The 16,229-nt window shown below is 67.5% G+C and carries 19 protein-coding genes; 5 read left to right on the top strand and 14 right to left on the bottom strand.

The window, feature by feature from the left end:
* Positions 1-231 precede the first annotated feature (231 nt).
* Both purS and purQ read left to right on the top strand, forming a co-directional pair.
* Positions 232-471 (top strand): phosphoribosylformylglycinamidine synthase subunit PurS, encoded by a 240-nt coding sequence (purS, locus tag G7B69_RS10860; RefSeq protein WP_166179103.1) that lies wholly within the window; start codon positions 232-234, stop codon positions 469-471.
* The gene (purQ, locus tag G7B69_RS10855; RefSeq protein ID WP_166179101.1) at positions 471-1,148 is read left to right on the top strand and encodes a phosphoribosylformylglycinamidine synthase subunit PurQ; all 678 of its coding nucleotides are present in this window, start codon (positions 471-473) and stop codon (positions 1,146-1,148) included. The genes purS and purQ overlap by 1 nt, the downstream gene beginning before the upstream one ends.
* Here the strand turns inward: purQ and G7B69_RS10850 are convergent.
* The 6 genes from G7B69_RS10850 to glmU all read right to left on the bottom strand — a co-directional run bounded on the left by G7B69_RS10850 (position 1,145) and on the right by glmU (position 7,840).
* Entirely contained in the window at positions 1,145-3,502 is a 2,358-nt protein-coding gene (locus G7B69_RS10850) for a putative bifunctional diguanylate cyclase/phosphodiesterase (RefSeq protein ID WP_243415127.1), read from the bottom strand. The two genes, purQ and G7B69_RS10850, sit on opposite strands and share 4 nt — an antisense overlap.
* Positions 3,503-3,573: 71 nt before the next feature.
* Positions 3,574-5,397 (bottom strand): glutamine--fructose-6-phosphate transaminase (isomerizing), encoded by a 1,824-nt coding sequence (gene glmS, locus G7B69_RS10845; RefSeq protein ID WP_166179099.1) that lies wholly within the window; start codon positions 5,395-5,397, stop codon positions 3,574-3,576.
* A gap of 15 nt (positions 5,398-5,412) precedes the next feature.
* Positions 5,413-5,781, bottom strand: coding sequence for a PIN domain-containing protein (locus tag G7B69_RS10840; RefSeq protein WP_243415126.1), 369 nt, complete (start codon positions 5,779-5,781; stop codon positions 5,413-5,415).
* 8 nt (positions 5,782-5,789) lie between these two features.
* Complete coding sequence (locus G7B69_RS10835) at positions 5,790-5,978, bottom strand: ribbon-helix-helix protein, CopG family (RefSeq protein ID WP_166179095.1); 189 nt, start codon at positions 5,976-5,978, stop codon at positions 5,790-5,792.
* 66 nt (positions 5,979-6,044) lie between these two features.
* The gene (locus G7B69_RS10830) at positions 6,045-6,464 is read right to left on the bottom strand and encodes a hypothetical protein (RefSeq protein WP_166179093.1); all 420 of its coding nucleotides are present in this window, start codon (positions 6,462-6,464) and stop codon (positions 6,045-6,047) included.
* Entirely contained in the window at positions 6,461-7,840 is a 1,380-nt protein-coding gene (gene glmU, locus G7B69_RS10825; RefSeq protein ID WP_243415125.1) for a bifunctional UDP-N-acetylglucosamine diphosphorylase/glucosamine-1-phosphate N-acetyltransferase GlmU, read from the bottom strand. The genes G7B69_RS10830 and glmU overlap by 4 nt, the downstream gene beginning before the upstream one ends.
* A 62-nt stretch (positions 7,841-7,902) precedes the next feature.
* Between glmU and G7B69_RS10820 the strand changes: the two genes are divergently transcribed.
* Positions 7,903-8,574, top strand: a complete 672-nt coding sequence (locus tag G7B69_RS10820) for an HAD-IA family hydrolase (RefSeq protein ID WP_166179089.1) — start codon at positions 7,903-7,905, stop codon at positions 8,572-8,574.
* Positions 8,575-8,872: 298 nt separating this feature from the next.
* On the opposite strand, the gene G7B69_RS10815 is transcribed toward G7B69_RS10820, so the two are convergent.
* From G7B69_RS10815 to G7B69_RS10805, 3 genes are read right to left on the bottom strand one after another with little or no spacing between them, the layout of a single operon-like run.
* Entirely contained in the window at positions 8,873-9,064 is a 192-nt protein-coding gene (locus G7B69_RS10815) for a helix-turn-helix transcriptional regulator (RefSeq protein ID WP_166179087.1), read from the bottom strand.
* The gene (locus G7B69_RS10810; protein WP_243415124.1) at positions 9,064-9,480 is read right to left on the bottom strand and encodes a hypothetical protein; all 417 of its coding nucleotides are present in this window, start codon (positions 9,478-9,480) and stop codon (positions 9,064-9,066) included. The genes G7B69_RS10815 and G7B69_RS10810 overlap by 1 nt, the downstream gene beginning before the upstream one ends.
* 2 nt (positions 9,481-9,482) lie before the next feature.
* Positions 9,483-9,656 carry a hypothetical protein gene (locus G7B69_RS10805; RefSeq protein ID WP_166179085.1) on the bottom strand — a complete coding sequence of 58 codons (174 nt, stop codon included), beginning with the start codon at positions 9,654-9,656 and terminating at the stop codon, positions 9,483-9,485.
* A gap of 166 nt (positions 9,657-9,822) precedes the next feature.
* On the opposite strand from G7B69_RS10805, the gene G7B69_RS10800 reads away from it, so the two are divergent.
* Entirely contained in the window at positions 9,823-10,878 is a 1,056-nt protein-coding gene (locus G7B69_RS10800) for a hypothetical protein (protein ID WP_166179083.1), read from the top strand.
* A gap of 95 nt (positions 10,879-10,973) precedes the next feature.
* Here G7B69_RS10800 and G7B69_RS10795 read toward each other — a convergent pair whose 3' ends face one another.
* The 4 genes from G7B69_RS10795 to G7B69_RS10780 are packed head-to-tail and all read right to left on the bottom strand — an operon-like array spanning position 10,974 to position 13,967.
* The gene (locus tag G7B69_RS10795; protein ID WP_166179081.1) at positions 10,974-11,330 is read right to left on the bottom strand and encodes a DUF2794 domain-containing protein; all 357 of its coding nucleotides are present in this window, start codon (positions 11,328-11,330) and stop codon (positions 10,974-10,976) included.
* Positions 11,330-12,049, bottom strand: coding sequence for a serine O-acetyltransferase EpsC (gene epsC / locus G7B69_RS10790; protein ID WP_166179079.1), 720 nt, complete (start codon positions 12,047-12,049; stop codon positions 11,330-11,332). The genes G7B69_RS10795 and epsC overlap by 1 nt, the downstream gene beginning before the upstream one ends.
* 57 nt (positions 12,050-12,106) lie before the next feature.
* Entirely contained in the window at positions 12,107-12,715 is a 609-nt protein-coding gene (locus G7B69_RS10785) for a P-loop NTPase family protein (RefSeq protein ID WP_166179077.1), read from the bottom strand.
* 10 nt (positions 12,716-12,725) lie between these two features.
* Positions 12,726-13,967: a heavy-metal-associated domain-containing protein gene (locus G7B69_RS10780; protein ID WP_166179075.1), complete on the bottom strand. Its 1,242-nt coding sequence runs from the start codon at positions 13,965-13,967 to the stop codon at positions 12,726-12,728.
* A gap of 72 nt (positions 13,968-14,039) precedes the next feature.
* On the opposite strand from G7B69_RS10780, the gene purM reads away from it, so the two are divergent.
* A complete protein-coding gene (gene purM, locus G7B69_RS10775) occupies positions 14,040-15,134 on the top strand; it encodes a phosphoribosylformylglycinamidine cyclo-ligase (RefSeq protein WP_166179073.1) in 1,095 nt (364 codons plus the stop codon).
* Between the two features lies 1 nt (position 15,135).
* Here purM and G7B69_RS10770 read toward each other — a convergent pair whose 3' ends face one another.
* Complete coding sequence (locus tag G7B69_RS10770; RefSeq protein ID WP_166179071.1) at positions 15,136-16,179, bottom strand: AI-2E family transporter; 1,044 nt, start codon at positions 16,177-16,179, stop codon at positions 15,136-15,138.
* Between the last annotated feature and the right edge of the window lie 50 nt (positions 16,180-16,229).

The raw sequence follows: 16,229 nt of genomic DNA, 5'->3' as shown, positions 1-16,229 counted from the left end.
TCGGGTTTGCCTCACTCGCGTCGCCCGAGCGACATTTTCCGTAGGAGAAGTGTCACCCGTCGCCTTTGACTTATAACATTGTATTTACACGCTAATGTTGGCGTCATTCGGGTGACAGGGTCCGTAAAGTGTCACCCTGTTTCAGGCCCGACTCGCCGCCCCCTTGTCGCCCCGCCCGACAATCGCCATAGGCTCCGCGCGAGTCCTCCGCTCTTGCCGAAAGGTCCGCCCATGAAGGTCCGCGTGTTCGTCAGCCTCAAGCCCGGGGTGCTCGACCCGCAGGGCCGCGCGGTGCACCATGCGCTCGAGGGCCTCGGCTTCAAGGGCGTCGAGGACGTCCGCGTCGGGCGAATGATCGAGATGGATGTCGCCGACGGCACCAGCGACGACGCGCTCCGGCAGATGTGCGAGAAGCTGCTCGCCAACATGGTGATCGAGAATTACCGGATCGAGAAGCTGGAGACGGCGTGATGGCGTTCCGTGCGGCGGTGGTGACGTTCCCCGGTTCGAACTGCGACCGCGACCTCGCGGTGGCGCTCGAGAAGGTTTCCGGCACCGCGGCGATCCGGGTGTGGCACGGCGATGCCGAATTGCCCGAGAAGCTCGACTTCATCGGCCTGCCCGGCGGATTCTCCTACGGCGACTACTTGCGCTGCGGGGCGATGGCGGCGCGCAGCCCGATCGTCCGCGCGGTGGTCGAGGCGGCCAACAAGGGCGTGCCGGTGCTCGGCGTGTGCAACGGCTTCCAGGTGCTGACCGAGAGCGGTTTGCTGCCGGGCGCGCTGATGCGCAACGCCCAGCTGACATTCGTCTGCCGCACCGTGCCGCTCACGGTCGAGAACAGCCAGTCGCTGTTCACCGCCGGCTACGAGCAGGGCGAGACGATCCGCCTCCCGGTCGCGCACCATGACGGCAACTATTTCGCCGACGAGGCCACGCTCGACCGGCTCGAAGGCGAAGGGCGGGTGGCGTTCCGCTACGGCGAGGAAGTCAACGGCTCGCAGCGGCGCATCGCCGGGGTGCTCAACGCGGCGGGCAACGTGCTCGGCATGATGCCGCACCCCGAGCGCGCGATCGAGCCCGAGCTCGGCGGTGTCGACGGGCGGGCGTTGTTCGAAAGTGCGGTGAAGGCGCTGGTGGCGGCTTAGGCAGCGGCGAGGCCGCGCTTACTGCGCTCCGCCACGCCTAAAGCTTCGGCCGCCGGCATCGGACGGCCGAAGTAGTAGCCCTGGATCTTGGTGCAGCCCATGTCGCGGATCATCGCCGCTTCGGCGGGGGTCTCGACGCCTTCCGCGGTGGTGGTCATTTCGAGGCTGTCGCACATCGCCACGACGGCGCGGATGATCGCCAGGCTCTCGGGGCTGTTCTGCGCGGCCCCCTGGACGAAGCTGCGGTCGATCTTGATGGTCGAGAAGCGGATCGCCCTGAGGTAGCCGAGCGAGGAGTACCCGGTGCCGAAGTCGTCAAGGGCGATCGTGCAGCCGAGCGCCATGATCTCCTCGAGTGCCTGCCGCGCGATCTGCGCGTCGCGCACGAAGATGCTCTCGGTCACCTCGACCTCGAGGCGGCCCGCGGGCAGGCCGCTGTCGGAGAGGGCGCGGACGACGGTCTGCGAGAAGCCCGGCTCGAGCAGCTGCTCGCCGGAGACGTTGACCGAGACCTTGATCGGGTCGGGCCATTTGACGGCCTCGCGGCAGGCTTCGCGCATGACCCATTCGCCGATCGGCACGATCAGCCGGGTGTCCTCGGCGAGCGGGATGAACTTGGCCGGACTGATGAAGCCGTGCTCGGGGCTCTGCCAGCGGACCAGCGCTTCGAAGGCGACGACATGCTCGCGCCTGGAGTCGACCACCGGCTGGTAATTGAGCAGCAGCTCGCCCCTGTCGGTAGCGAAGCGCAGTGACGATTCGAGCTGGCGGCGCTCCTCCGCCTCGGCGTGCAACGTCGGCTCGTAAACGCAATGCTCGCCGCCGCCGGCGTCCTTCGCGCGGTACAGCGCCAGGTCGGCGTTGCGCATGAGCGTCTCGACCGTAGTGCCGTCGCGCGGGCCTATCGCCGAGCCGACGCTGGCGCCGATGTAGAGCTTGTGGTTCTCGACGTCGTAAGGTTGCGAGAGCGCCTGAATCACCCGATTGGCAAAGCTGGCCACCGTCTTGCGATCGGACGCATCGCGGATCACCACCGCGAACTCGTCACCGCCGAGCCGGCCGCACATCTCGTTGTCGCTGGCGAGCTCCTCGAGGCGCTGCGAGACTTGCGCCAGCATCTGGTCGCCGATCTGATGGCCGAGCGAATCGTTGACTGCCTTGAACCGGTCGAGGTCGATCATCAGAAAGGCGCAGCGGGTGCGCCACTGCTCGGCGTACTTGAGCCCTTCCTTGAGCGATTCCGTGACCATCAGCCTGTTGGGCAGCCCGGTCAGCGTGTCATAGCGCGCAAGGTAGGCGATCTTCTCGGACGATTCCCGCTGCTGCGTGACGTCGGAGCCGACCCCGCGGAAGCCGATGAAGTTGCCCTTCTCGTCGCGCATCGGCGTGCCCGATATCTCCCACCAGCGGCGGCCGCTGGCGACCTCGACCTGGACGAGCAGGTTGGAAAAGCTTTCACGGCGCTTGAGGCGCTCCGCGAGGTCGTGAAGGCTCGGTGGGAATTGTCCGCTCTCCCACGATACGCCGGCGATCAGCTTGATGAACGATTCGCCTTCGACGTCGGCGATGTCGCAGCCGAGGGCATAGGCAAAGCGCGGGCTGGCCCCGCGAACCCGGCGATTGGTATCGACCTGCCACAACCAATCGGCCTCGTTGTCCTCGTATTCGCGCAAGAGGAGCGAGACGACTTCGCTCTTCTCGACCACGCCTGCCTCGGCGATCTGCGCCGCAAGATACGTGCGCGCCACATTGAGCGTGCCGCCGAGAGTGATCGTGCCGAACGCCGCCACGACTGCCGCAAAGATCCAGTCGCCGTGCTGGAGGAATGAAACCAGCGCAGCCAACCCGGTGATCGCTGAGAAGACGATCGCCGCCATCGGCGCCGCTGCCATCACGAAAGCGCAGCCGGCGATGAGCATGGCCACGATCGTCCAGAGAGCGAGATGGTCGGCCTTGGTTCCAAATGGTGTGAATGCCAGCAATGGGATTGCCCACATGGCCGCCGATGCCGCTACCCCCAGAGCCTGGCGCCAAAAGTCGCGCCGGGTCATCGAGCGGCGGTCGACATCCGCCAGGCCCTTATCGATCTTCGTCGAGGTCCACAGCGCGGCGATCACACCCACCGGCCAGGTCGCAAGATAAGCCAGCGGAACCTTGCCGTAAAAGAGACTGAGGGTGATGACCACGGCGATCGCGTGGGCGATGGCCCGGCTGCGCTGCAACCGGTGAATCTGGCCATATTGCAGGGCGCGCAAAGTCGCCCAGTCACCCTTCTCGGGTTCGCTGAGGCCTATCAGTGCCAACAGCGACAGCTTGAGCGGCAGCTGCGGCAGGTCGGGAGGACCGTCTGTCACACCAACAGCGCTAGCGCGCCAATGGTTGAGACAGCGTAAAGCCTCGGACGAACGCCGGACGAATCCGGAGCCTATTCGACGGTCACCGATTTCGCGAGATTGCGCGGCTGGTCGACGTCCGTGCCCTTGGCGACCGCCACGTGGTATGCGAGCAACTGGACCGGCACAGCATAGACCAACGGCGTGATCAGCGGATGCACGCGAGGCATCTCGATCGTCGCCAGACAACCCTCGCCTGCCTCGCGCAAACCTTCGGCATCGGAGATAAGCACGATCTTGCCGCCCCGCGCGCGCACTTCCTGCATGTTCGAGACCGTCTTCTCGAACAGCGGGCCTGACGGGGCAAGAACGATCACCGGCACCGCCTCGTCGATCAACGCGATCGGCCCGTGCTTCATTTCGCCGGCGGCGTAGCCTTCGGCATGGATGTAGCTGATTTCCTTGAGCTTCAATGCGCCTTCGAGCGCCAGCGGGAAATCCGGTCCGCGCCCGAGATAGAGCACGTCGCGCGCCGGGGCGATAAGGTGCGCCATCGCGGCGATCTCATCGTCATGGTCCAGCGCGGCGTTAAGGCACGCGGGCGCCTCGAGCAGGTGACGGACAATGCCAGCTTCCTCCTCACGCGACATACGGCCCCGCCGCACCGCGAAATGGGCAGCGAGCGCGGCAAGGACAGCGAGCTGGCAAGTGAAAGCCTTTGTGCTGGCAACGCCTATTTCAGGACCGGCATGCGTCGGCAGCAGCAAGTCCGCCTCGCGCGCCATCGAGCTTGTCGGCACGTTGACGACGACCGCGATCGTTTGCCCCTCGGCCTTGCAGTGGCGCAACGCGGCGAGCGTGTCGGCGGTCTCGCCGCTTTGCGAGATGAACAACGCCAGCCCGCCAGGCGGCAGCACTGGTTCGCGGTAGCGAAATTCGCTGGCGAAATCGATGTCGACCGGGATGCGGGCGAATTGTTCGAACCAGTATTTCGCGACCATGCCGGCATAATACGAAGTCCCGCAGGCGACGATGGTGACGCGGTCGATCCCGCTGATGTCGAAGTCCATCTGCGGGAGTGCGACCTCCTGCTCGAGCGGGCGCAGGTAGCTGCGCAGGGTCTGCGCGACCACCGTCGGCTGCTCGAAGATCTCCTTCTGCATGAAGTGGCGGTAATTGCCCTTCTCGATCTCCGCGGCCGAGGCGCCGGAAGTGGTAATTTCGCGCGTTACCTCTTTGTTATCCTTGTCGTAAATCGTAGCGCCGTCGCGCGTGATGACGACCCAGTCGCCTTCCTCGAGATAGGCGATCTTCTGCGTCAGCGGCGCCAGCGCGAGCGCGTCGGAACCGAGATAAGTCTCCCCATCGCCGTACCCGACGACGAGCGGTGAGCCGAGGCGGGCGCCGATCAGCAGTTCGGCATGAGCGCGAAAGGCAATCGCCAACGCGAAAGCTCCGCGCAGCTGCGGCAGCACGGCGCTTACCGCCTCCTGCGGCGATTTGCCGGCTTCGACCTGCTCGGACACGAGGTGTGCCACCACCTCGGTATCGGTCTCGCTTTCGAACTTGCGGCCGCGAGCCTCGAGTCCCTGACGCAGCGGGCGGAAGTTCTCGATGATCCCGTTGTGCACGAGCGCGATTTCCTCGGTCGCGTGCGGGTGGGCGTTGCTGGTCGTCGGCGCTCCGTGCGTGGCCCAGCGGGTGTGGGCGATGCCGACGCTGCCCGGCGCGGGGTGCCGCTCGACCTCGAATACCAGGTTGATCAGCTTGCCCTCGGCGCGGCGGCGGATCAGCTGGCCTTCGTCGAGGGTGCAGATTCCGGCGCTGTCGTAACCGCGATATTCCATCCGTCTGAGCCCGTCGATGAGGCGCTGCGCGACCGGTTGCTTGCCGACGATGCCGATGATTCCGCACATGAGACTGGTCTTCCGTTAGCGAGTGTAAGGAACGCGGATGCCCGGCATCTGGGACGGGAAATCCGTGGTGTTGCGGGTAACGAGCACGCGACCACGCGATAGCGCCGTGGCAAGGACGGTAGCGTTGAGCAACCCGAGGCCGGTCCGTTCGCGCCTCAGCGACGCGGCGCGCGAGGCAATTTCCTCATCGATCTCGTCGATCGAAAAACCAGCCATGAAGTCTTCGACCTCGCGCAAGCTGTCGAGCGTTGCCCGGGACAGAATCTCGATCCAGGTCAGTCGGCTGACCCATGGCCGGCCACCTTGAGAGAGAACTCGGTTGAACTCGCTGCGCGCGGGAGCGTGACCGGCAAGAAAATCGACCACCACGCCGGTATCGAACACGAATCCGCTCACAGTGGCAGATCCGAACGATCCTTCCACAGGCCGAAGCCGCGATCGATCCAGCTCGATCGGCCCTCGCCCCGGAATGCGCTCACCGCCTCGCGCAGCACCGAAGCGCGCGACTTACCCTGTTCCGCGGCAAGGCGATCGAGCCAGCGGATGTCTTCTTCGGGCAGGTCGGCGAGGATTCTCGGCATGATATCTCGATATCATATCACGATATCAATGCAACCGCTTTTCGTCGGTTTCGTGAAGGAGCAGGCTCAGGCGAAAACCGCCGGCTCCGCTTCTTCGGGGATCATCTTGCCGAGGACCACGCCGTCGGGCGCCGTGCGGTAGGGGACGACTACAGAGCGGCAGAAATCCTGCGCTTCGACGAGCACCGAGATTGCCGTCTCGAACTCCTTGTCGAAGCCCGCCGGAAGGCGGGCGTTGGCGACGAGCGTGGAAGCCAGGATCTCGTGCCGCCTGGCGTCCTCGGCGAGCAGCGCGCCGATCCGCCGGTAAAGCGCGTCGAGCGGCTCATCGCCGCCCGCCTCGTCGGCTTCGAGGAACTCGACGTCGCCGTTGGGCAGGGCGCGCGCGCCGAACGGAAGAAAGCCGCCCGACTGCGCGAGCCGCTCGCTGGCGCGATCGATGCTGGCCTGGAGGATCACCCCCAGCTGCTCTTCGTTGAGGATCATCCTTGCTTCTCGGCCTTCTTCTTCTTCATCGCGTCGTGGAAGCGGTCGGCCCAGCCGGACTTCACCAGCTGCTCGGCGCGGACCACGCGCAGTTCGCCGGCGGCGACGTCGCGGCTGACCGCGCTGCCGGCGGCGACGATCGCATCGGCGCCGATGCTGACCGGAGCGATCAGCGCGCTGTTCGAACCGATAAAGGCGCGCTCGCCGATTACCGTCCGGTGCTTGAAGTAGCCGTCGTAGTTGCAGGTGATCGTCCCGGCGCCGATGTTGGCCCCGGCGCCGACGGTGGCATCGCCAAGGTAGGTCAGGTGGTTGGCCTTCGCGCCTTCGCCCATGACCGCGTTCTTGACCTCGACGAAGTTGCCGACCTTGGCGCCCTTCGCCAGCATGGTGCCCTTCCGCAGCCGCGCGAACGGGCCGACCGAGACGCCCTCGCCGATCTCCGCCCCCTCGATGTGGCAGAAGGCATGGATCGTCGCCCCGTCGGCGACGTTGACGCCCGGACCGAAGACGACGTTCGGCTCGATGGTCACGTCGCGGCCGAGCGCGGTGTCCCAGGCGAAGTGGACGGTCTCGGGCGCGACCAGCGTCGCTCCCTCGGCCATCGCCTGCGCCCGGCGCGCGTGCTGCCAGCGCCCCTCTGCCGCGGCGAGCTCGCCGCGCGAGTTGATCCCGGCGACTTCGTCGGGGTCGGGGGTGGTCACCACGGCGCAGGCGCCGCCACGCTTGATCGCCACGTTGACGATGTCGGGCAGGTAGTATTCGCCCTGCGCGTTGTCGTTGACGACCTGGGCGAGCAGCTCGAACAGGCCCTCGCCGCGCACCGCCATCAGGCCGGAGTTGCACAGCCGGCAGGCGCGCTCCTTCTCGCTCGCGTCCTTGTACTCGACCATCCAGTTGATCCGCCCGCCGTCGGAGATCACCCGGCCGTATTCGAGCGTGTCTTCCGGTTCGAAGGCGAGCACGACGATGTCGGCGGTGTCACCCGCGATGTGCATCCGCTCGATCATCGCGCGCATCGTCTGGGGACGGACAAACGGGACGTCGGCGTAGAGCACCAGCACGTCGCCTTCGAATCCCTCGAGCGCCGCTTGCGTCTGCAGAACCGCGTGCCCGGTGCCGAGCTGCGGTTCCTGCACCACCAGCGTCGCGCGGGCGCCGAGCTGCGCCTCGAGCTGATCGCGCCCGTCGCCGACGACCACCACCGTCCGCTCGGGCGAAAGCTCGCGAAGCGAGGCGAGCAGGTGCTCGATCATCGGGCGCCCGGCAATCGGATGGAGCACTTTGTGCCGGCTGCTCTTCATCCGGGTGCCTTTGCCCGCGGCAAGCACGACGGCGGCAAGGGGACGGCGGGGGCTCTTGGGGGTCTCACTCATCGCGCCGGGGCATGCCACCATTTGATTGCGGTTTCCACATCGCTCTGGCAGGCGCCGCGGCGATGGCGAATTTCCCTTTCGACACCGTCGGCTTCGACCTCGACGGCACCCTGGTCGACACCGCTCCGGACTTGTGCCGCGCGGTCAACCACGCGCTTGCGACCATCGCTCGCCCCGCGCTGAGCGAGGAGGCGACCCGCGAGGTGATCGGCGGCGGCACCCGGGCGATGCTCACCCGCGCGCTCGAACGCACCGGCGGCCCGGTCGACGAGGCGACCTTCGGCAATCTCTACGCCGACCTCATCGCGCATTACGAGCGGCACACTTCCGAGCACAGCGCGCCTTACCCCGGCTGTCTCGCCGCGCTCGACGCGCTCGAGGCGCGCGGCTGCCGGCTGGCGGTGGTGACCAACAAGCCCGAATACCTCGCCCGCAAACTGCTCGACGAGCTCGGCATGAACCACCGCTTCGATTGCGTGCTCGGCGGCGACACGCTCGGCCCGGGACGTTCCAAGCCCGAGCGCGACATGCTCGACGAAGCGCTGCGGCTGTGCGGCGGGAGCCGTTTCGCCATGGTCGGCGATTCGAGCTTCGACGTGAAGGCCGCGCGCGCCGCCGAAGTGCCGGTGGTGGTGTTGCGCGAAGGCTATCACGACATGCCGCCCGAAGAGCTTGGGGCCGACGCGCTGATCGGGCATTTCGACGAGCTGGAAGCGGCGCTGGCCGCGCTTTGATTCGTTCAGGCGACCGGCGATTTTCCTGAAGGGACGCATTCCCGGGCAGGGTGACACCTTACGGACCCTGTCACCCGAAGTGTCGCCTTCGATTTTGTTATTTTTCAGGCACTTAAAGACGAAAAAGCGACAAGGCGACGGGTGACACATATCCAACCGGAACAAACCACGCCGGCCCAGGTTGCCACGACCGCGACGGGCGCAGTCGCACGAGCTGGCGATCAACAATTCGAAAGAGCGCTCGCAACTATTTCAGGCCTGGCCCATGTAGGAAAGCGATTTCCGGCCCCGAAATCCATCAATCGCGCAGGAAGATGGCCTCGATCGCCAGGTCGAACAGGTCGGCGATGCGGAAGGCCAGCGGCAGGGAGGGATCGTACTTGCCGGTCTCGATCGCGTTGACGCTCTGGCGCGAGACGGCGAGCCGATCGGCGAGGTCCTGCTGGCTCCAGTCGCGCTCGGCGCGGAGCACCTTGAGGCGGTTCTTCATCAGCAGGACTCGCTCGCGTCGCCGGTCGTCAGCTTGTTGACCAGGCCGCCGATCATCAGGCCCACGCACCAGATCGGGAAGACGAAGAACACCGGCAGGCGCGGCGCGGTGGTGAACAGTTCGACCATGCCCCACATGCTGGTGACGGCAAAGGTAATACCGGTCGCGACGAGCATTCCGCGTACTTGCAGCATGCGCACATACTCGTCGTCGATCTCGATGAGATAGCGGGCCGTCGCCCAGATCCAGACGAGCACCCCGGCGCCGGCGACGATCGACAGCGCGATCGGCCCCGCACTGGGAGGGGCGTTGTCGGGGATCAACCAGGTCGCGACGCCGGTGGTGGCGATATAGGTCGCCGCCCCCAGCATCGAGCGCTGCTTGTAACGGCGATAAGCCGGAGGGCGTTGAACCATCGTCAGGCCTCCCGCGGTAGGCAGCAAGTACGCCCGCTGATCGACATCCACGCCAGCAGCGGCAGGATCGTGGTCAGCGTGACGACGGTGCCGTGTTCAAGCACGCCCGCGCGATCGCCGAGCGCGAGAAGCAGCATGGCAGCGGCCCAGCAGAGCGCCTTGGTAATCTGGTTCATCGGACAAGTCTCCTTGTTGTTATGTAAAGGTCACTTTACCGATTCGCGACGATAAGTCAAGTTTCATTTACAATATAGCGTGCACGCTTGACATTGCCGCCGCTGTATTGACATGCTAACACACTAGCCTATCCTGCCCGGCAACGATCTTGGGGAGGATCCACCTATGTACAGCGAACAGGATGTCCGCGACGCGGTCGCCGCCGGGGCGATCAGCGCCGAGGCGGCCGAGGGCTTGCGCACTTACATCGAAGGCGCGCGGGTCGCGCCGGCGACCGACGAGGAGACCTTCCGACTCCTCAACAGCTTCAACGACATCTTCGTGACCATCGCCGCGGTGCTGCTGCTGGTGGCGATGGGCGGCATCGGCCGGGCGATCGCGCCGGGCGTGGGCGGCGTGCTGGTCGCCGCGGCGGCGTGGGGCATGGCCGAGTACTTCACGCGGGCACGGCGCATGGCGCTGCCTTCGATCGTGCTGCTGCTGGCGTTCGTCGGCGGCGTGGTCGCCGGGCCGGCCGACCTCCTCCGTTCGATGCATCTAGAGCAGCTCGGCGGCCGCTTGGCGGTGCTGATCTTCTCGAGCGTGTTCATCCTCGGCGCGGTAGCCGCATGGTTCCACTGGCGCCGCTTCAAGGTGCCGATCACCGTCGCCGCCGGCGCCGCCGCCGTTTCGGCAACCGCGATTGCGCTGATTCTCGCGGCGATCGGCCCGGACAAGGGCGAGAGCGCCAAGGCGCTGATCCTGCCGCTGGTCTTCGCCGCCGGTCTCGGCGTGTTCGCCTACGCGATGCGCTGGGACATGAGCGACCGCGGCCGCGAGACGCGCCGCAGCGACGTCGCCTTCTGGCTCCACCTGCTCGCCGCGCCGATGATCGCCCACCCGCTGTTCCAGTGGCTCGGCATCTCCAGCGGCGACACCATCGGCGCCTCGGGCGCGCTGCTGGTGCTGGCGATCTACGTGCTGTTCGGGATCGTCGCCCTGGCGGTCGACCGCCGCGCGCTGCTCGTCTCGGCGCTCGCCTACGTGCTCTACGCGCTGACCCGGCTGTTCCAGGAATTCGGCATGGTCGAACTCAACGTCGCCCTCACCGCGCTGGTGATCGGCTCGGCGCTGCTGACCCTGTCGGCCTTCTGGACCCGGATCAGGAGCGGGTTGGTGCGGCAACTGCCAAGCGAGTGGCAGGCGCGGCTGCCGGTGGCGGGAGTGATGGCGGCGGCGTGAGCTGCTGTTATCGCAGAACTCTTCGAGCGTGAAAGAAAGGCCCTCCTCCTTGAGGGGGAGGGTTGAGGGGGTGTGCGACGCTCGTGGCGAGCGCCCTACCCCTCCACCACCTTCACCAACCTGCGCTCCACCGGTGCCAGCACGCCGGCCAGCTCGTGCCCCCGCTTGAGCACTTGCCCGTGCTCTCCGAACAGGGTCCACATGCCTTGCTTGCCGCGCAGCGCCGGGCGCTTCTCGACGCGCATCTGAGGGACTTCGGCGGTGCGGCGGAAGGCGGCGAAGGCGGCGCAGTCCTTCGAGAAGTCCATCGCATAGTCGCGCCATTCGCCGGCGGCGACCATGCGGCCGTAGAGGTCGAGGATGCGGGTCAGCTCGAAGCGCTCGAAGCCGACCTGGTTGGGCTGGCGGGCCGGGAACGCGACGATCGTGCCGCCGCCCGGCCCCGCGCTCATCAGCTATGGCTCCCGGTGCGCTTGCGCGGGCGGGATTTCGCCACCTCCGGTTCGCGTTCCTCGCCGGCCGGGCGCATCTTCTCGAGCTCGGCGTGCATCTGCGCCAGCCGCGCCTCGAGCTCGTCGATCCGCTGGGTGGTCGGCTCGCACGGTTCCTCGCACGGAGTGCCGTAGGGGATGAACTCGCGGACGTAAGTCTCCGCCGGGACGAGCGTCGAGCGGGCCTTGAGGCCGACCATCGTCGCCCCTTCCGGCACGTCGTCGGTGACCACCGCGCCGGCGCCGATGCGCGCGCGTTCGCCGACGGTGATCGGCCCGAGGATCTGCGCCCCCGAACCGACGATGACGTTGTCCTCGAGCGTCGGGTGGCGCTTGCCGGCCACGCCGTTGGTGGGGTTGGTGCCGCCGAGGGTGACGCACTGGTAGATCGTCACGTTATCGCCGATCTCGGCGGTCTCGCCGATCACGGTGAAGCCGTGGTCGATGAACAGGTGGCGGCCGATCTTGGCGCCCGGATGGATGTCGATCGCGGTCAGGAAGCGGCCGATATGGTTGACCAGGCGGGCGAGGAAATAGAGCTCGGCCTCGAACAGCCAGTGGGCCACGCGATGGAGGCCGAGTGCCCAGACGCCGGGATAGATGAGGATTTCCCAGCGGCTGCGCGGGGCGGGGTCGCGGGCGTGGATCGAATCCAGGTAAGCGATCAACCGGTCGAACATAGGCCGCAGATTCTCCCGCAAAACTTGCCTTAAAGCAAGCTCTCGACAACTTGCCTGCTAAAGCAGGCGGGGCTCTTCGGGCCCCTGGACCGCTTCGAGCGCCGCGCGCCAGATCGCCAGTGTCGGCGGGACCTTGCGCTCGAGGCTCAGCCGGTCGATCGCCTCGACCAGCTTCTCGAGCTGCAGGTAGGAACGCATCGCGCGCGGGACAAGATAGGCCGCCGCCTCATGGCCGAGCGGCAAGCCGCGCTCCTCCGCCAGGGCGAGTATCAATTCCTCCGCGAGCGCGTCGTCGGGCGCGCCGATCTCGAGCTGGAGCGCGGCGCCGAGGCGGCTCCTGAGGTCGGGCAGGGCGATCTCCCACGGCAGCTCGCCCCCGACGATCAGCAGGGGCCGGCCTTCTTCCTGCGCGCGGTTCCAGCGGTGGAACAGCTCGGCTTCGTCGAGGACCCGCGCGTCGTCGATCGCGTCGCCTTTTCCGCTTTCGGCGAACCAGCGGGCGAACAGCGACTTGCCCGAGCGCGGCGGGCCGCTGAGCACGGCGGTGCGGAACGGCCAGTTCTCGGGGTTCGCCAGCGCTTCGGCGACCGGTGCGTTGGCCGCCCCGAGCACGATCCGCGCCGGACCGGCGGCGGCGCGCGAGAGGGGAAGGACGATCTGCGACATGGCCGGCGCCTCAGCGCCGAATAACGAGGATGCCGGCGACGTTATTGACCTGGAAGCCGCGGCTGCGCAGCGCCGCGGCGAGCGCGTTGACGTCCCCCGCAAAGCTCACCCGCATCACCGAGGTGCCGCCGATGGCGATGCTGCTGGTCGCCGCCCCGCGCACGCCGGGCGCGCTGCGGACATAGGCGAGCCCTGAGTCGACCGACGCGGCGTTGGGCGTGGCGAACTGCACGCTGAAGCTGTTGACCGCTTGCGCTTCGGGCGCGGTCGTCGCCGCGGCGCCGGGCATCGGCTCCGCTCCGGCGACAGCCGCCGCTTCGGCCGCGCGCGAGGCCTCGAGCAGCGCCTGCACCGCGGGGCTGACCTGGATGTTCTGCCGCCCGAGGGTCGGGTCGGGGCGCAGCTTGCCGTCGGCGAGGGCCTGCGCGAACATCTGGTCGAAGCGGGCGACCGCCATCTCGAACATCTTCGGCACCGCGGCCTCGCTCGGCGCGGTCATGCCGAATTCGCCGAGGTAGGTGTTGTCGGGACCGTAGCGGGCGGTGAAGGTCGCCTTGATCGGCCCGCCCGGCCATTGCCGCTCGAGCCGGGCGATCGGCACGATGATGTCGGCCGCGCCGTAGCTGTCGAGGATGTTGTTCCACCACGCGCGGCTGCGGCGGCCGACCTGGCCGTAAGTCAGGAGCAGCGAATCGCCGCCCGCGCCGACCGGGCGGACGTAGTCGATCGGGCTCGCTCCGGCCTGGAACTCGGCCCAGGCACGCTGCCAGGGGCTGCGCACCTCGTACATCGTCTGCGTGCCGCCGGAAATCAGCACCGGCAGCGTCAGCATCGGCGCGGAATGCGCCTGTTCGCCCGTCGCCCCGAGCAGCGCCCCGGCGCGCTTGCGGTCGAACACCACGCCCAGCGTGGCGACGTAGCGGCGCGGGCCGACGCGTTCGTTCTGGATGAGGATCGCCGAGACCATCGATTCGATTTGCCCTTGCGGCAGGTCGGGCCCGCCGATCTTCTTCCACGCCAGCACCTCGGCCTGCTTCCAGCCCTGCTCGCGCGCGTCCTCGGGGCTCTTGCCGACGACGTTGACCTCGACCCCGCCGACCGAGATGTCGGTAGTCGCGGCGACCGGCGGGATGCCGCGGTCGCCCGAGACTTGCGCGATCAACGCCACGCCGGCGACGAGCGCGACCACGCCCGCGATCACGGCGAGCGGACGGCGGACATGGGCGGGGAAGGGAAGCGTCAGGGCTGTCATCGGGGGAAACCGCGGGCCTTTTGCCGAAAGGCGAGTGGAAATCCAAGCGCGAAAGACTAAGGCGGGCGCACGATGGCCTCGGACGACCGCTATACTTACGAACGCGCCGGCGTTTCGATCGACGCCGGCAACGCGCTGGTGCGCGCGATCGGGCCGCTGGTGAAGGCCACGCGTCGCCCCGGCGCCGACGGCGAGATCGGCGGGTTCGGGGGGTTCTTCGACCCCAGGGCGGCCGGCTACAACGACCCGCTGCTGGTCGCCGGCAACGATGGCGTGGGCACCAAGCTCAAGCTGGCCATCGACCACGACCGCCACGACACAGTCGGCATCGACCTGGTGGCAATGTGCGTCAACGACCTGATCGTCCAGGGCGCCGAGCCGCTGTTCTTCCTCGACTACTTCGCTTGCGGGCGGCTCGAGACCGGCGTCGCCGAACGGGTGATCGCCGGCATCGCCGGGGGTTGCAAGATGGCCGGCTGCGCGCTGATCGGAGGCGAGACCGCCGAGATGCCGGGAATGTACGCCGAGGGCGACTACGACCTCGCCGGCTTCTGCGTCGGCGCAGTCGAGCGCGGCGAGCAAGTGACCGGTGAGCGGGTCGCGCCGGGCCACGTCCTGCTCGGCCTCATGAGCTCGGGCGTGCACTCGAACGGCTTCTCGCTGGTCCGCCGCCTCGCCGAAGACATGGAATGGCAACTCGACGCCCCCGCTCCCTTCGACGAAGCCTGCAGTCTGCTCGACGCGCTGATGGAGCCGACGCGGATCTACGTCCGTTCCCTGCTTCCGGTGGTCCGGGGCGGCAAGATCGACGCCCTCGCCCACATCACCGGCGGCGGATTGCTCGAGAACGTGCCGCGCGTGCTGCCCCCGGGCGCGCACGCGGTGATCGATGCGGGCGCATGGGAGCAGCCGGGGCTGATGGCGTTCCTCCAGCGCCAGGGGAACATCGAACCGGGCGAAATGGCCCGCACCTTCAATTGCGGGATCGGCATGGTGCTGGCGGTTCAGCCCGAACTCGCCAGCGAAGTCGTCGCCGAGCTCGAGGAAGCGGGCGAGGAAGTGGCGCATATCGGCGAAGTCGCCGCGGACCTGCGCGGCTGCACGGTGCGCGGACCGGCGGGCAGCTGGGGATCGGCCGCGGCTTGGGAAGCGACCCACACCGCCTGAGCTAATCCGGCAGCCCGTCGATATCCTCGCCCAGAGTGTCGCGCAGGTAGAGCTCGCGCACCCCGACGTAAGCCACCACCAGTAGCGCTCCGGCGAAGAACACGCCGTAGATGCCGAACACCGCGCCCACGCCCAGGATCGTGAACAGCGTCAGCGCCGGCGGTATCTTCACCACGCTGCGGGTGAGGCCGGGCGTCAGCGCGTAAGCCTCCACCACCCGCACGAACAGGTAAGCGACCACGGTTCGCCACAGCAGGTCGCCCCCGCCCGCCGCGGCGAGCCCGATCGCCGGCACCATGGCGACGGTCGGGCCGACGTAAGGCACGAATTCCGAAAGCCCGCCGAGCAGCCCGAGCGCCGCCCAGCTTTCGAGCCCGGCAATCCACAGCGCACCGGAAATGAGGATCGTCATCGCCACCATCGCCAGCAGCTTGGCCTTGAGCCACAGGCGCAGTGCGGCCGAAACCTCGCCCAGCGCATGCTCCATCGCAGGGCGCCCCGGCGGCGGCGTCAGAAGTATGACGGCCGCGCGATAGGGCCGAGGGTCGGCGGCAATGAACATCGCCCCGACCATCACGATGACGAAATTGACCAGAATCTCGCCCCCGCCGACGAGAACGTCGCCCAGACGCTTGGCAATCGTCGCCCCGCCCGCCGCGGCGTGAGTCGCCTGCACGATGGCCGCGCCGACCTTGGTGGTGGCGAGTCCGCGTTCGACCGACGCGATGGTCGCCGGCAGGTTGCCAAGCATTCCGCTTATCTCGCTGCCGAACTGGACCACCAGCAGGTAGGCGATCAGACCGAAGAAGGTGAGCACCAGCAGGGTGCCGAGCACCAGTGCCGCCTTGTGATTGCGCAACCCCAGTCGCTGGATCATCCGCGCGGCGCTGCGGAACATGACCGCGCCGAGCACCGAGCCGAACGCCAGCAAGAGCATGTTGGACGCGCGCCAGATCACCACGACGGCCGCCGCGGCGAGAATCGTCCACCCCAGCCGCCGCAGATAGGGCCAATCTTCGGGAGAGGGTTGGAAAACCGGACGCATGCGGGCAGGAGAAGGACGGTTGAGCCGCGCGCCCGTTCCCCGGGCGGCGC

It is taken from the genome of Croceibacterium segetis, from assembly GCF_011320115.1.
GTDB lineage: Bacteria > Pseudomonadota > Alphaproteobacteria > Sphingomonadales > Sphingomonadaceae > Croceibacterium_B > Croceibacterium_B segetis.
Note: the sequence above shows the minus strand (reverse complement) of the source record. Positions and strands in the feature narration are given on the sequence as shown.

What these genes read in the sequence shown, in the direction of transcription:
- purS (WP_166179103.1), top strand. Translation starts at nt 232, where the DNA reads ATGAAGGTCCGCGTGTTCGTCAGCCTCAAGCCCGGGGTGCTCGACCCG.
- purQ (WP_166179101.1), top strand. Translation starts at nt 471, where the DNA reads ATGGCGTTCCGTGCGGCGGTGGTGACGTTCCCCGGTTCGAACTGCGAC.
- glmS (WP_166179099.1), bottom strand. Translation starts at nt 5,397, where the DNA reads ATGTGCGGAATCATCGGCATCGTCGGCAAGCAACCGGTCGCGCAGCGC.
- G7B69_RS10835 (WP_166179095.1), bottom strand. Translation starts at nt 5,978, where the DNA reads ATGCCGAGAATCCTCGCCGACCTGCCCGAAGAAGACATCCGCTGGCTC.
- G7B69_RS10830 (WP_166179093.1), bottom strand. Translation starts at nt 6,464, where the DNA reads ATGATCCTCAACGAAGAGCAGCTGGGGGTGATCCTCCAGGCCAGCATC.
- glmU (WP_243415125.1), bottom strand. Translation starts at nt 7,840, where the DNA reads ATGAGTGAGACCCCCAAGAGCCCCCGCCGTCCCCTTGCCGCCGTCGTG.
- G7B69_RS10820 (WP_166179089.1), top strand. Translation starts at nt 7,903, where the DNA reads ATGGCGAATTTCCCTTTCGACACCGTCGGCTTCGACCTCGACGGCACC.
- G7B69_RS10815 (WP_166179087.1), bottom strand. Translation starts at nt 9,064, where the DNA reads ATGAAGAACCGCCTCAAGGTGCTCCGCGCCGAGCGCGACTGGAGCCAG.
- G7B69_RS10810 (WP_243415124.1), bottom strand. Translation starts at nt 9,480, where the DNA reads ATGGTTCAACGCCCTCCGGCTTATCGCCGTTACAAGCAGCGCTCGATG.
- G7B69_RS10805 (WP_166179085.1), bottom strand. Translation starts at nt 9,656, where the DNA reads ATGAACCAGATTACCAAGGCGCTCTGCTGGGCCGCTGCCATGCTGCTT.
- G7B69_RS10800 (WP_166179083.1), top strand. Translation starts at nt 9,823, where the DNA reads ATGTACAGCGAACAGGATGTCCGCGACGCGGTCGCCGCCGGGGCGATC.
- G7B69_RS10795 (WP_166179081.1), bottom strand. Translation starts at nt 11,330, where the DNA reads ATGAGCGCGGGGCCGGGCGGCGGCACGATCGTCGCGTTCCCGGCCCGC.
- epsC (WP_166179079.1), bottom strand. Translation starts at nt 12,049, where the DNA reads ATGTTCGACCGGTTGATCGCTTACCTGGATTCGATCCACGCCCGCGAC.
- G7B69_RS10785 (WP_166179077.1), bottom strand. Translation starts at nt 12,715, where the DNA reads ATGTCGCAGATCGTCCTTCCCCTCTCGCGCGCCGCCGCCGGTCCGGCG.
- G7B69_RS10780 (WP_166179075.1), bottom strand. Translation starts at nt 13,967, where the DNA reads ATGACAGCCCTGACGCTTCCCTTCCCCGCCCATGTCCGCCGTCCGCTC.
- purM (WP_166179073.1), top strand. Translation starts at nt 14,040, where the DNA reads ATGGCCTCGGACGACCGCTATACTTACGAACGCGCCGGCGTTTCGATC.
- G7B69_RS10770 (WP_166179071.1), bottom strand. Translation starts at nt 16,179, where the DNA reads ATGCGTCCGGTTTTCCAACCCTCTCCCGAAGATTGGCCCTATCTGCGG.